11 protein-coding genes and 1 pseudogene are annotated in these 13506 nt (G+C 52.9%); 5 read left to right on the top strand and 7 right to left on the bottom strand.

Annotated elements, in window-relative coordinates; all coding sequences use genetic code 11:
- Nucleotides 1-2 precede the first annotated feature (2 nt).
- Together macA and macB are read left to right on the top strand one after the other, a co-directional pair.
- Nucleotides 3-1118, top strand: coding sequence for a macrolide transporter subunit MacA (gene macA / locus C5523_RS18430; RefSeq protein WP_071196079.1), 1116 nt, complete (start codon nt 3-5; stop codon nt 1116-1118).
- Nucleotides 1115-3058, top strand: coding sequence for a macrolide ABC transporter ATP-binding protein/permease MacB (macB, locus tag C5523_RS18425; protein WP_108701738.1), 1944 nt, complete (start codon nt 1115-1117; stop codon nt 3056-3058). Before macA ends, macB begins: the two co-directional genes overlap by 4 nt.
- Before the next feature lie 65 nt (nt 3059-3123).
- Here the strand turns inward: macB and cspD are convergent, their stop codons facing one another.
- On the bottom strand, nt 3124-3345 hold the full coding sequence (gene cspD / locus C5523_RS18420) for a cold shock-like protein CspD (RefSeq protein ID WP_039078525.1): 222 nt from the start codon (nt 3343-3345) through the stop codon (nt 3124-3126).
- 327 nt (nt 3346-3672) lie between these two features.
- Between cspD and clpS the strand changes: the two genes are divergently transcribed.
- Together clpS and clpA are read left to right on the top strand one after the other, a co-directional pair.
- On the top strand, nt 3673-3993 hold the full coding sequence (gene clpS / locus C5523_RS18415) for an ATP-dependent Clp protease adapter ClpS (RefSeq protein ID WP_039078526.1): 321 nt from the start codon (nt 3673-3675) through the stop codon (nt 3991-3993).
- 30 nt (nt 3994-4023) lie between these two features.
- A complete protein-coding gene (gene clpA / locus C5523_RS18410) occupies nt 4024-6303 on the top strand; it encodes an ATP-dependent Clp protease ATP-binding subunit ClpA (RefSeq protein WP_039078527.1) in 2280 nt (759 codons plus the stop codon).
- 170 nt (nt 6304-6473) lie between these two features.
- On the opposite strand, the gene infA is transcribed toward clpA, so the two are convergent.
- The 6 genes and pseudogenes from infA to trxB all read right to left on the bottom strand — a co-directional run bounded on the left by infA (nt 6474) and on the right by trxB (nt 12363).
- On the bottom strand, nt 6474-6692 hold the full coding sequence (infA, locus tag C5523_RS18405; RefSeq protein WP_001040187.1) for a translation initiation factor IF-1: 219 nt from the start codon (nt 6690-6692) through the stop codon (nt 6474-6476).
- Nucleotides 6620-6789, bottom strand: a pseudogene (locus C5523_RS27805) (hypothetical protein); the annotation flags it as partial. The gene infA and the pseudogene C5523_RS27805, both read right to left, overlap by 73 nt.
- Nucleotides 6790-6980: 191 nt before the next feature.
- Nucleotides 6981-7682, bottom strand: a complete 702-nt coding sequence (gene aat, locus C5523_RS18400) for a leucyl/phenylalanyl-tRNA--protein transferase (RefSeq protein WP_071196081.1) — start codon at nt 7680-7682, stop codon at nt 6981-6983.
- A 111-nt stretch (nt 7683-7793) separates the two neighbouring features.
- Nucleotides 7794-9515, bottom strand: a complete 1722-nt coding sequence (gene cydC, locus C5523_RS18395; RefSeq protein WP_108701737.1) for a cysteine/glutathione ABC transporter ATP-binding protein/permease CydC — start codon at nt 9513-9515, stop codon at nt 7794-7796.
- Complete coding sequence (gene cydD, locus C5523_RS18390) at nt 9516-11282, bottom strand: cysteine/glutathione ABC transporter permease/ATP-binding protein CydD (RefSeq protein ID WP_108701736.1); 1767 nt, start codon at nt 11280-11282, stop codon at nt 9516-9518.
- A 115-nt stretch (nt 11283-11397) separates the two neighbouring features.
- Nucleotides 11398-12363 carry a thioredoxin-disulfide reductase gene (gene trxB / locus C5523_RS18385; protein WP_039078531.1) on the bottom strand — a complete coding sequence of 322 codons (966 nt, stop codon included), beginning with the start codon at nt 12361-12363 and terminating at the stop codon, nt 11398-11400.
- 553 nt (nt 12364-12916) lie between these two features.
- Here trxB and lrp point away from each other — a divergent pair.
- Nucleotides 12917-13411 (top strand): leucine-responsive transcriptional regulator Lrp, encoded by a 495-nt coding sequence (gene lrp / locus C5523_RS18375; protein WP_000228469.1) that lies wholly within the window; start codon nt 12917-12919, stop codon nt 13409-13411.
- The last annotated feature ends 95 nt before the right edge of the window (nt 13412-13506 follow it).

Here is a 13506-nt window from a genome sequence, read left to right as displayed (position 1 = left end):
TTATGAATTTGAAGGGAAGAAGTCGAAAAATCTGGCTGGTGCTGATAGTACTGATCGTACTGGCGGCGATATGGCTCTTTAAGCAGTTGAATGCGCCAGTGCCTCACTATCAAACCTTGATCGTTCGCCCGGGCGAATTGCAGCAGAGCGTGCTGGCGACCGGTAAGCTGGATGCTTTGCGCAAAGTTGATGTTGGCGCTCAGGTCAGCGGGCAGCTCAAAACGCTGTCGGTGAATATCGGTGATAAAGTTAAAAAAGATCAACTGCTCGGTGTTATCGATCCGGAACAGGCAACAAACCAGATCAAGGAAGTGGAAGCGACCCTGATGGAGTTGCGTGCGCAACGTCGTCAGGCTCAGGCTGAGCGCAAACTGGCTGCGGTCACGCTCACACGCCAGCAACAACTAGCTAAAACGCATCTTATCTCGCGTCAGGATCTGGACACGGCGATTACCGACCTGGCGGTTAAAGAGGCGCAGATTGGTACTATAGATGCCCAGATTCAGCGTAATCAGGCGACGCTCGACACGGCGAAAGCCAATTTTGATTACACCCGCATTGTTGCGCCTATGGCGGGTGAGGTGACGGAAATCACCACCTTGCAGGGCCAGACGGTCATTGCCGCTCAGCAGGCTCCGAATATTCTGACCCTCGCCGATATGAGTACCATGCTGGTGAAAGCGCAGGTATCCGAGGCTGATGTTATCCACCTCAAACCAGGACAAAAGGCCTGGTTTACCGTGCTGGGTGACCCGGACACCCGCTATGAAGGCAAACTTAAGGATATTCTCCCCACGCCGCAGAAAGTGAATGACGCCATTTTTTACTATGCGCGTTTTGAGGTGCCTAACCCGCAAGGCATTCTTCGTCTGGAAATGACGGCGCAGGTACATATTCAGCTAACGGGTGTGAAAAATGTCCTTACTGTGCCGCTTGCTGCGTTAGGCGATCCGGTGGGGGATAACCGCTACAAAGTGAAAGTGCTACGTAACGGTGAAGTGCGCGATCGTGAAGTGACGCTGGGTGCCCGCAATGATACTGATGCTGAGGTGACAAAAGGGCTGGATGCCGGAGAGGAGGTGGTCATTTCGGAAATCAAACCGGGGGCTAATAAATGACGGCGTTGCTCGAACTTAAAGGCATTCGCCGTAGTTATCCTTCCGGTGACGGGCAGGTAGAGGTTCTTAAAGGCATTACCCTTGATATCCATGCCGGCGAGATGGTGGCGATTGTCGGGGCTTCCGGGTCCGGCAAATCGACATTAATGAATATCCTGGGTTGCCTGGATAAGCCGACCAGCGGCAGCTATCGGGTTGCGGGGATTGATATTGCAACGCTCGATGGCGATGCGCTGGCCAGGCTGCGCCGGGAACACTTCGGTTTCATTTTTCAACGCTATCATCTGTTGTCGCATCTTACGGCCGCGCAGAACGTCGAAGTTCCCGCCGTTTATGCAGGCGTTGATCGTAAGGCACGTCTGGCGCGGGCAAAGGAGCTACTGGCGCGACTGGGCTTAGATGAACGGATGGAATATCCGCCGTCGCAGCTCTCAGGTGGGCAACAGCAGCGCGTTAGTATCGCGCGCGCCCTGATGAACGGCGGGCAGGTTATCCTTGCTGACGAACCTACCGGCGCACTGGATAGCCATTCGGGTGAAGAGGTGATGGCTATCCTGCATCAGCTTCGCGATCGTGGCCACACGGTCATTATCGTCACCCACGATGCGGACATTGCCGCACAGGCTGAAAGAGTTATCGAAATCCGCGATGGCGAGATAATTAATAATCCCCCCTCTACGAAGCACGACAACGCGCCGAAGACAATGAGTGCAGGGACGGAACCCGGCAACTGGCGACAATTCTCCGGGCGTTTGCAGGAAGCGCTGATGATGGCGTGGCGGGCGATGGCGGCAAATAAGATGCGTACCTTGCTCACCATGCTCGGCATCATTATTGGCATTGCCTCGGTGGTGTCGATTGTGGTGGTGGGCGATGCCGCTAAACAACTGGTACTGGCTGATATTCGAGCCATCGGCACCAACACCATTGATGTCTACCCCGGTAAAGATTTCGGCGATGACGACCCTCAGTATCAACAGGCGCTGAAATACGACGATATGGTTGCCATCCAAAAGCAGCCATGGGTGCGCTCGGCCACGCCATCTGTCTCGCAAAACGTGCGCCTGCGCAGTGGAAACATTGATGTGGCGGCCAGCGCGAATGGCGTTAGCGGTCAGTATTTCAACGTCTATGGCATGACCTTTAGCGAAGGGAACACCTTCAACAGCGAGCAGGAAAAAGGACGGGCACAGGTGGTGGTTCTCGATAGCAATACGCGTCGCCAGCTCTTCCCGAACAAAGCGCAGGTTACCGGCGAAGTGATTCTGGTGGGAAATATGCCCGCCACGGTGATTGGTGTGGCAGAAGAGAAGCAGTCAATGTTTGGCAGCAGTAAGATTTTGCGCGTCTGGTTGCCTTATCCCACCCTCTCGGCCCGCGTTCTGGGCCAGTCCTGGTTGAACTCCATTACCGTGCGAGTCAATGAAGGTTACAGCAGTGAGCAGGCGGAGCAGCAGCTTACGCGGTTGCTGTCATTACGCCACGGCAAAAAGGATTTCTTCACCTGGAATATGGACGGTGTATTGAAAACGGCAGAAAAGACCACACGTACTCTTCAGCTGTTTTTAACGTTGGTTGCGGTAATCTCACTTCTGGTTGGCGGTATTGGTGTAATGAATATTATGCTGGTATCAGTAACAGAACGAACCCGAGAGATTGGTATCCGCATGGCGGTGGGTGCGAGGGCGAGCGATGTACTGGCGCAGTTTTTGATTGAAGCCGTGCTGGTGTGTCTGGTGGGGGGCGCGCTGGGTGTGGCGCTCTCGATGGCTATCGCTTTCACGCTGCAATTGTTCCTGCCGGGTTGGGAGATAGGCTTTTCGCCAGTTGCGCTATTGACGGCCTTTATCTGCTCAACCTTTACTGGCGTGCTGTTTGGCTGGTTGCCAGCCCGCAGCGCGGCGCGACTGGACCCGGTGGATGCGCTGGCTCGCGAGTAAATAAAAATGCCAGTCGACTGGACTGGCATTTTAACTGCGGCATGTACACAATGAAGAAAGCGCCGTCAGGCGACGGCTTCTGCTTCTACGGGCACGATGAGACTGGCATGATTGCCTTTAGGGCCCTGATGTACATCAAACCGGACGGTTTGCCCGGCTTTTAGCGTTCTGTAACCATCCATCTGAATGGTGGAGTAATGTGCGAAGATATCTTCGCCGCCGCCTTCGGGGCAAATGAAACCAAACCCTTTGGCATTATTGAACCACTTAACAGTACCCGTTTCCATGCTTCGACATCCTTCGTAAATCTTATTTAAGTAAGATGGAATGAACCGGTGGCAGAGTGTGGGTTTGTTCAAAACCTCGCCAACTCTCGCCTGTACAATTTAGAGAAATCAGGCATCGCGTCAAGCGTTTGGCAGGGGTTATGCGGGGTGCATCAATCAAAAATTTGAAGCAGTTAACGCTATTGGAGGGGTTTGTGACAGCCGTCGCGGATGACAACGATAGATGATAGTTATCTAACACCTGATGTAGATTAAAAATACATCTAGACTCATGTAATCGGCCGATTGATTTGGGTCGGAACCTGTAACCTAAGATGAAAACTGACGATGGGCAAGACCAATAACTGGCTGGATTTTGACCACCTGGCGGATGAAAAACTGCGTGACGCGCTAAAGCCGCCATCCATGTATAAAGTTATGTTAATGAACGATGATTACACGCCAATGGAATTTGTTATTGACGTGCTACAAAAGTTCTTTTCTTATGATGTAGAACGTGCAACGCAATTGATGCTGACTGTGCACTATCGTGGAAAGGCAATTTGTGGTGTTTTCACCGCAGAAGTCGCAGAAACGAAAGTGTCGATGGTAAATAAATATGCCAGGGAAAACGAGCATCCGTTGTTGTGTACGCTGGAAAGAGCCTGAATGCAGGCATAAAACTTGGGGGAGGTGCCAATGCTCAATCAAGAACTGGAACTCAGTTTAAACATGGCTTTCGCCAGAGCGCGTGAGCACCGACATGAGTTTATGACCGTCGAACACCTGTTACTGGCATTGCTCAGTAACCCCTCGGCCCGCGAAGCGCTGGAAGCGTGTTCTGTGGACCTGGTGGCGTTGCGACAGGAACTCGAAGCCTTCATCGAACAAACCACACCCGTCCTGCCGATGAGTGAAGAGGAGCGCGATACTCAACCGACGCTCAGCTTCCAGCGTGTCTTACAGCGCGCGGTGTTTCACGTTCAGTCCTCCGGTCGTAGCGAAGTTTCCGGGGCGAACGTGCTGGTTGCCATTTTCAGCGAGCAGGAGTCGCAAGCGGCTTATCTGCTACGCAAACATGAAGTGAGCCGCCTTGACGTGGTTAACTTCATCTCTCACGGCACACGTAAAGACGAGCCGGGACAATCCTCTTCTGATTCAAGCAGTCAGGCGAATAATGAAGAGCAAGCAGGCGGGGAGGAACGTATGGAAAACTTCACCACCAATCTCAATCAGCTTGCTCGTGTCGGCGGTATTGACCCGTTGATTGGGCGTGACAAAGAGCTTGAGCGCACTGTTCAGGTTCTCTGTCGTCGCCGTAAAAATAACCCGTTGTTGGTGGGAGAATCCGGTGTCGGTAAGACGGCGATTGCCGAAGGTCTGGCATGGCGTATTGTGCAGGGTGACGTGCCTGAAATTATGGCCGATTGCACCGTCTATTCGCTGGATATCGGTTCTCTGCTGGCGGGCACCAAATACCGCGGTGACTTTGAGAAGCGTTTCAAAGCGCTGTTGAAACAGCTTGAGCAGGACAGCAACAGCATTCTGTTTATCGACGAAATTCACACCATTATTGGTGCGGGTGCCGCGTCGGGTGGACAGGTGGATGCCGCTAACCTGATCAAACCGTTGCTCTCCAGCGGTAAGATTCGCGTGATGGGGTCGACGACCTATCAGGAATTCAGCAACATTTTTGAGAAAGACCGTGCGCTGGCGCGTCGTTTCCAGAAAATTGATATTACTGAGCCCTCTGTCGAAGAGACTGTGCAGATTATCAATGGCCTGAAACCGAAATACGAAGCACACCATGACGTGCGCTATACCGCGAAAGCGGTGCGTGCGGCGGTGGAGCTGGCGGTGAAATACATCAACGATCGTCATCTGCCGGATAAAGCGATTGATGTGATTGACGAAGCAGGCGCGCGTGCACGACTGATGCCCGTCAGCAAGCGTAAAAAAACCATCAACGTGGCGGATATCGAATCGGTGGTGGCCCGCATCGCGCGTATTCCTGAGAAGAGTGTGTCGCAAAGCGATCGCGATACGCTGAAAAATCTCGGCGATCGCCTGAAAATGCTGGTCTTTGGGCAGGATAAAGCCATTGAGGCATTAACCGAAGCCATCAAGATGAGCCGTGCGGGTCTGGGCCACGATCATAAGCCGGTCGGTTCCTTCCTGTTTGCCGGTCCTACCGGGGTCGGGAAAACCGAGGTGACGGTCCAGCTTTCCAAAGCGCTGGGTATCGAACTGCTGCGTTTTGATATGTCCGAATATATGGAGCGTCATACCGTCAGCCGTTTGATTGGTGCGCCTCCAGGATATGTCGGCTTTGATCAGGGCGGCTTACTGACGGATGCGGTCATTAAACATCCTCATGCGGTCCTGCTGCTTGATGAGATCGAGAAAGCGCATCCGGATGTCTTTAACCTGCTGTTGCAGGTCATGGATAACGGTACGCTGACCGATAACAACGGGCGCAAAGCGGACTTCCGCAATGTGGTGCTGGTGATGACTACCAACGCCGGGGTGCGTGAAACCGAACGTAAATCGATTGGTCTTATCCACCAGGATAACAGTACTGATGCGATGGAAGAGATCAAAAAGATCTTTACGCCGGAGTTCCGCAACCGTCTGGACAACATCATCTGGTTCGATCATTTGTCGACTGAGGTGATCCATCAGGTGGTCGACAAATTTATCGTCGAGCTCCAGGTGCAGTTGGATCAGAAAGGCGTGTCGCTGGAAGTCAGTCAGGATGCCCGCAACTGGCTGGCGGAAAAAGGCTATGACCGTGCGATGGGGGCACGTCCAATGGGACGCGTCATCCAGGATAACCTGAAAAAACCGCTCGCCAATGAACTGCTATTTGGTTCGCTGGTTGATGGCGGCCAGGTAACGGTAACACTGGATAAAGAGAAAGATGAGCTGAAATATGACTTCCAGAGTGCACAAAAGCACAAACCGGAAGCCGCACATTAATCTTCCTGCCTGAAATAAAAAACCGGACTGATGTCCGGTTTTTTTATGCGTAGCATACTGGTGTTGATGTTGGCATCATCCCCGAAAAGCGGGGCGCATCGTATTCAGAAACGAAAAAAGCCGGACTGCGCGTCCGGCTCTCAAATTCTTGCACGTGCGTGCTTCAATAATTAACGGCTACGGAAGACAATGCGGCCTTTGCTCAGGTCGTACGGGGTCAGCTCAACTGTCACTTTGTCGCCCGTCAGAATGCGGATGTAGTTTTTACGCATTTTACCGGAGATATGCGCAGTGACCACGTGACCGTTTTCCAGTTCTACGCGGAACATAGTATTAGGCAACGTTTCCAGAACGGTGCCCTGCATTTCAATATTGTCTTCTTTGGCCATCTAATCCTCGGGGGTATCACTACCATATTTTTTTGAACCGGCAAGATAATGCCGAAGTTCGTCTGTTAAGTAAAGATTTGTGCGATAAAACGCAGCAAAGCGGCTTTTGCGCATTACCCTCACGCCACACTCACGGCACGCAATATGCGCAACGTGTAAAGGGGAACGAAGAAGGAAATGAAGGACGTCCCTGATACAAGCTTTCCCGAATGGTGGCGGGGTAACAGGCAGAAGCTGCTCTGAGCGTCCATTATAACACCCTGATAAAAAATGTGCCGAAAACATTCATCAGGCGGGTAAAAACAGTTCCCTGGGCACCCAGAAATGGGAAGGGAGCTTTTGCAAACGGAGCTCTCTAAGCCATTCAAGGTACTCGCGCCGCGGAATTTCCACGGCGCCCAGCGAGGCGGTATGCGAGTTCAGCACCTGGCAATCAATCAATTGACCCCCATCGCGAGCGAAGGCATGGCTGAACACCATTAACGCGGTTTTGGATGCGTTAACGCGGCGGCTGAACATCGACTCGCCGCAAAACAATCTCCCCTGCGATACGCCGTACATACCACCGACCAGTTCATCCTCCTCCCAGACTTCAATTGAATGGGCATGTCCTAACTCATGCAGTCGGTGATAAGCCAGCACCACATCCGGTGTGATCCAGGTTCCCTCATCACGATCCTCTGTGCAGCCGTCGATTACCCGCCCAAAGGCATGATTGATCGTAACGCGATAGGGGGAGGATTTGTGAAAACGCTTCATACTACGGCTGACATGAAACTCTGTCGGCCACAGCACGGCACGTGGGTCTGGCGACCACCAGAGAATGGGATCGCCTGGCGAAAACCACGGGAAGATACCGCGTTGATACGCCATCAGGAGACGGGCAGGGCTAAGATCCCCACCCAGTGCCAACAAGCCATTTGGTTCACGCAACGCCGCTTCCGGCGAAGGGAACGCAAGGGTATGACGAGACAGCTGGACCAGGCGCATGACACAACGCTCCACAACGCAACAAGGAATACCCCATATATATCGTCACTTCCGGCACAGCACTTTAGAATCACCCCTTAATGGGCGGCTGAAAATGACGACATCCATAGACTACAGACGTTGCTTAAACTGGTAGTATCGACCCTGTTTTGCCATTAACGCTGCGTGATTACCTTGCTCAATTATTTGTCCGTTGTCCATCACAATTATCTGATCAAAGCGACTCAGTCCACGCAGGCGATGTGTCACCATAAGCACGGTTTTTTTCTGCATCACTTCTTCAAGTAACTCAAGGATTTGGCTCTCCGTGGCAGCATCAAGCCCCTCGGTCGGCTCATCCAGCAGGACCAGCGGCGCATCGTGCAATAACGCTCGTGCGATAGCCAGACGGCGAAGCTCACCGCCGGACAGTTGACGACCGCCTTCACCCAGCCAGGCATTCAGGCCGCTGTCATCGAGTAATTTCTCAAGACCCGTGCGGGTAAGTACATCAGCCAGCGCCTCATCAGTTGCCTGCGGTGCGGCTAACAGCAGGTTATCGCGCAGCGTTGCGCTGAACAGATGCACACGTTGCGGTACCATACTGATACTCGCACGTAGCGCCGTTTCCCCGTATTGAGTCAGTGGCACTCCGTTGAGTAATACCTCGCCGTGCTGCGGGTCCCAGGCACGCGTTAATAGCTGTAGCAGCGTTGATTTACCACACCCTGTACGCCCCAGCACAGCAACATGTTCGCCAGCGGCAATAGACAGGCTAATGCCATCCAGCGCCTTTTGCGGTTGCTCAGGATAGCTAAATGAGATGTCCTGCAGGTTGACATTGACCTCAGTGGGGGCCATCGCTGAGGTTTGCGGGAACTGCACTTCCGGCGGACAGTCGGTAATTTGCGTAATCCGTATCGCCGAGGCGATAACTTGTCCAAGGTGTTGGAATGCACCGGTAACCGGGGCCAGCGCTTCAAAAGCCGCTAAAGCACAGAACACGAAAAGGGCAATAAGCGCACCTGGCTGCGTGTTATCGCCCACGCCGCCTGCGGCGAACCACAGCATAGTCAGCACTGCAATCGCGCCAATCAGTAACATCACTGCCTGGGACGCGGCAGTCAGATCGGACTGGCGACGCTGGGCGTCATGCCAGCTTAGTTCCGTATTTTCCATCTGTTCGCGGTAGCGCTGGCTGGCGCCGAAAATCGTGAGTTCCGCCTGGCCCTGTAGCCAGGTGGTTAACTGCTGACGGTATTGTCCGCGAAGCTGCGTCAGATTTTCGCCGGTGGGTTTCCCGGCACGATAAAAGAGCGGCGGCAGGATAATCAGCGTAGCCAGCATAATTCCACCCAGCATCAGCGCCAGTGGAACATCCAGTACGCTTAGCCCGACGGTGACCACAACAATCACCACAAGAGCGCCAACAAGAGGTGAAATCACGCGCAGATACAAGTGGTCAAGCGTGTCGACATCCGCAACCACGCGATTGAGTAACTCTCCCTGGCGAAAACGTGACAGGCCGGCAGGAGAGAGCGGCAGCAGTTTGCTGAATGTAGTGACGCGCAGATGTTGCAGCACGCGGAAGGTTGCATCGTGGCTGACCAGCCGTTCAAAATAGCGCCCGGCGGTACGGGTAATCGCGGCACCGCGAACGCCTGCAGCCGGGAGCATGTAATTAAAGCTGTAGAGTCCGGCGGCGCCGACCACCGCGGATGCCGATAAAAACCATCCGGACAATGTCAGCAGGCCGATACTGGCCAGTAGTGTGACAATCGCGAGGATCACACCCAGCAACAGCAGCCAGAAGTGGCGTTTATACAGAGCGAGATAGGGCAGAAGTGCGCGCATTTAAATGTCCTCCTGGCGATGGGCGAGGAGCGCGGCAAAGGCTCCCTGCGCTGTGGAGAGTTCCGCGAAAGTCCCCTGTTCGATGATTTTTCCGTCATCCATGACCCATATGGCGCTCCAGTCGGCCAGCCCTTCTAACTGATGTGTCACCATCAGCGTTGTCTGGTTCAGTGAGGCATCATTAAGCGCTTGCATCACGCGCTGTTCACTGTGCGCGTCAAGGCTGGCGGCGGGTTCATCGAGCAGCAATAGTTGGCATCGGTTAAGCAGGGCGCGGGCAACCGCAACGCGCTGGGCCTGGCCTACGGAAAGACGCGTTCCCTGATCGCCACAAGCTGTTTCCAGCCCTTGTGGTAAGAGCGGTAAAAATTCGCTCACCCAGGCTTTATCCAGCACGGCCTGCAATTCAGCGGCGCTGGCATCCGGGCGAGACAGGAGGATATTTTCCCGTAATGTGGTGGCCGGAAGCTGCGGGTTTTGCCCGACCCAACTGATAAGCTGACGCCAGCTCTCCGGGGCCAGGTCTCGTAACTCAATGCCATTTATCCGCAGGGAGCCCTCATACGGCAGGAACCCGGAAAGGGCATTCACCAGCGAACTTTTACCGGAGCCGCTTTTCCCCACCAGCACCACGCGCTGACCGGCTGGCAGCGTAAAGTTCAGTGGCCCGGCAAGGACGCTGCCTTCTGGCGATTTGAGAACCAGATCTTCCGCTGTGATGCTCACCGCCTCATCGGCTTTCAGCGTGATATCGCCACGCTGCGGATGGGCAAGTGGCGCTTCCATAAAGGTTTTCAGGCTGTCGGCGGCACCAATAGCCTGGGCTTTCGCGTGATAGAACGTCCCCAGATCGCGCAGCGGCTGGAAGAACTCCGGAGCCAGAATCAGGGCCAGGAAACCGGCAAACAGCGTTACGCCCATGCCGTAATGGCCAAAATTGAGTTCGCCCAGGTAAGAGAAGCCAAAATAGACGGCCACCAGAGCGATGGACAACGAGGTGAAAAACTCCAGCACGCCGGAGGAGAGAAACGCCATACGCAGGACTTCCATCGTACGGCTGCGAAAATCCTCTGAGGCCTGACGAATATTTTCTGTCTCTGCTGCGCCACGATCGAAGATACGCAGCGTCTCCATGCCGCGTAAGCGGTCAAGGAAATGGCCGCTCAGGCGCGCCAGTGCTTTGAAGTTGCGTCGGTTCGCATCGGCTGCGCCCATCCCCACCATCGCCATAAAGATCGGAATGAGCGGCGCGGTTGCCAGCAGAATCAAGGCTGCGGCCCAGTTAATTGGAAAGAGGGTAATGACAATCAGCAACGGTACACTGGCTGCCAGTGCCATCTGAGGCAGATAACGTGCATAAAAATCATGCATATCGTCGATTTGCTCGAGGATAAGCGTAGCCCAACTGCCTGCGGGCTTACCCTGAATCCACGCTGGACCAGCTTGCTGTAACCTGTCGAGCACCTGACGGCGTATTTCGAAACGGATGTGGACGCCGGCATGAAAACCGACGCGCTCACGCAACCAGACGACCCAACTGCGTAAAACAAAAATCAGCACCAACAAGGCAAAAGGCAGCAGCAATGCTTCGCGCGGGATATTTTCCATAATCATATGATTCAGGATTTTGGCGAGTATCCAGGCCTGAGCAACGATAAGAACGCCACTCACCACGCCCAGCAGGCGAGACATCATAAGCCAGCGACGGGAAATGACACTTTGCTGTTTTAACCAGCGGGTTAACTCTTGTTGACGGGTTTTATTCATTGCGCGCTTTGCAGGTGAAGTTATCGGAATTTTTGAGCTTCGCAATGTTACATCGGCGCAAAAATAAAGGCGACTTATAGTCGCCTTATTTACCTTTGTTACTGAGTTGTAACGTTTATTTACTTTGTGCTAACCCATCAAGATAACGTTCTGCATCCAGTGCCGCCATACAGCCGGTACCGGCCGAGGTGATCGCCTGACGATAGATATGATCCATAACATCACCCGCAGCGAAAACGCCTGGAATACTGGTCTGGGTGGCATTGCCATGAATACCTGACTGTACTTTGATGTAGCCATTTTCCAGTTCAAGTTGACCATCAAAAATGGCGGTGTTCGGGCTGTGTCCAATAGCGACAAACAGGCCGGCGACATCCAGTGATTCAATATTATCCGCATTTTCGGTATCGCGAATGCGCAGACCGCTAACGCCCATCTGATCGCCCGTCACCTCTTCCAGGGTGCGGTTGGTGTGCAGCACGATATTGCCACTGGCCACTTTATCCATCAGACGTTTAATCAGGATTTTCTCCGCGCGGAAAGAATCACGACGGTGAATCAGGTGTACCTCAGAGGCGATGTTTGCCAGGTACAGCGCTTCTTCAACGGCAGTATTACCCCCACCAATGACCGCGACTTTCTGATTGCGATAGAAGAAACCATCGCAGGTGGCGCAGGCAGAAACACCGCGGCCTTTAAATGCTTCCTCAGATGGCAGACCCAAATAACGCGCGGAGGCGCCGGTGGCGATAATCAACGCATCACAGGTATATTCGCCGCTATCACCGATAAGACGGAACGGACGATTTTGCAGATCAACCTTATTGATATGATCGAACAAAATTTCGGTATCAAATTTTGCGGCATGTTCATGCATGCGCTCCATCAGGAGCGGCCCGGTCAGATCGTGCGGGTCGCCTGGCCAGTTTTCCACCTCAGTGGTCGTGGTGAGCTGACCGCCTTTCTCCATACCGGTAATTAACACCGGTTCCAGGTTTGCACGTGCAGCATAGACCGCAGCGGTGTATCCCGCAGGCCCTGAACCAAGGATAAGCAGCTTACTGTGTTTGGCCGTACCCATGAGATCCTCATTATTGTTTGGCAGACATTGGGCTGGATTGTAGGGAATTTACAGGCGTAAAAAAAGGGCACAGCGGTTTTGTTAACGATATGTGTAATAGATGGCACTAATCATTTAACACTGAGTGAGATCCTAAATATAACTATTTCTACTGAAAAACGGGCCGTTATAAGGTGATTAAATGAGTATTGCCTAAGGGTGATGATGAATATCTGGCATGTTGTACTAAAAAAAGATGTTTTGCTTTGACAATCCCCTGCGCATTTGCGAAAACATCAAAGGAAGAAAAAAAGCAGTGTTTCGCGCGTGATGCAAATTCATGCATGTAAATACCATTTTTACCGGGCTAGCGAAATCTACGCATGGCGTGGACAGACGCCATTCGTGATGTCGATAGCTGCCGTATGGCAACGGACTTCTTAATGCAGACCCTGGGATTACATGCGGCGTTATCGTTATTAACCCGCACGTAAAGCGACGGGCAAAGACCCTGAACAGTGAAGTGCACAGGGTCAAGACAGGAGTAGGGAAGGAATACAGAGAGACAATAATAATGGTAGATAGCAAGAAGCGCCCTGGCAAAGATCTCGACCGCATTGATCGTAATATTCTGAACGAATTGCAAAAAGATGGGCGTATTTCCAACGTCGAGCTTTCTAAACGAGTGGGACTTTCTCCTACGCCGTGCCTTGAGCGCGTGCGCAGGCTGGAAAGACAGGGCTTCATTCAGGGCTATACAGCGCTGCTGAACCCGCATTATCTGGATGCATCACTTCTGGTATTTGTTGAGATTACTCTGAATCGTGGCGCCCCGGATGTGTTTGAGCAATTTAACGCCGCAGTACAAAAACTTGAAGAAATTCAAGAGTGTCATTTGGTGTCCGGTGATTTCGACTACCTGTTGAAAACACGTGTGCCGGATATGTCTGCTTATCGCAAACTGCTAGGGGAAACCCTGCTGCGACTGCCGGGCGTGAATGACACCCGTACTTATGTGGTGATGGAAGAAGTCAAACAGAGCAACCGTCTGGTTATCAAGACGCGCTAATACGGAACAGGTGCAAAATCAGCTTTTTTTGATTACACTCCTGTTAATCCATACAGCAACAGTGCCGGGGTAACCCGGCGCTGTTGTCCGTTTTA

This window comes from Phytobacter sp. SCO41 (assembly GCF_003073275.1).
Classification (GTDB): domain Bacteria; phylum Pseudomonadota; class Gammaproteobacteria; order Enterobacterales; family Enterobacteriaceae; genus Phytobacter; species Phytobacter diazotrophicus.
Note: the sequence above shows the minus strand (reverse complement) of the source record. Positions and strands in the feature narration are given on the sequence as shown.

Bases quoted from the DNA above. Each gene is read 5' to 3' on its own strand.
- macA (WP_071196079.1), top strand. From the start codon at position 3: ATGAATTTGAAGGGAAGAAGTCGAAAAATCTGGCTGGTGCTGATAGTA.
- macB (WP_108701738.1), top strand. From the start codon at position 1,115: ATGACGGCGTTGCTCGAACTTAAAGGCATTCGCCGTAGTTATCCTTCC.
- cspD (WP_039078525.1), bottom strand. From the start codon at position 3,345: ATGGAAACGGGTACTGTTAAGTGGTTCAATAATGCCAAAGGGTTTGGT.
- clpS (WP_039078526.1), top strand. From the start codon at position 3,673: ATGGGCAAGACCAATAACTGGCTGGATTTTGACCACCTGGCGGATGAA.
- clpA (WP_039078527.1), top strand. From the start codon at position 4,024: ATGCTCAATCAAGAACTGGAACTCAGTTTAAACATGGCTTTCGCCAGA.
- infA (WP_001040187.1), bottom strand. From the start codon at position 6,692: ATGGCCAAAGAAGACAATATTGAAATGCAGGGCACCGTTCTGGAAACG.
- aat (WP_071196081.1), bottom strand. From the start codon at position 7,682: ATGCGCCTGGTCCAGCTGTCTCGTCATACCCTTGCGTTCCCTTCGCCG.
- cydC (WP_108701737.1), bottom strand. From the start codon at position 9,515: ATGCGCGCACTTCTGCCCTATCTCGCTCTGTATAAACGCCACTTCTGG.
- cydD (WP_108701736.1), bottom strand. From the start codon at position 11,282: ATGAATAAAACCCGTCAACAAGAGTTAACCCGCTGGTTAAAACAGCAA.
- trxB (WP_039078531.1), bottom strand. From the start codon at position 12,363: ATGGGTACGGCCAAACACAGTAAGCTGCTTATCCTTGGTTCAGGGCCT.
- lrp (WP_000228469.1), top strand. From the start codon at position 12,917: ATGGTAGATAGCAAGAAGCGCCCTGGCAAAGATCTCGACCGCATTGAT.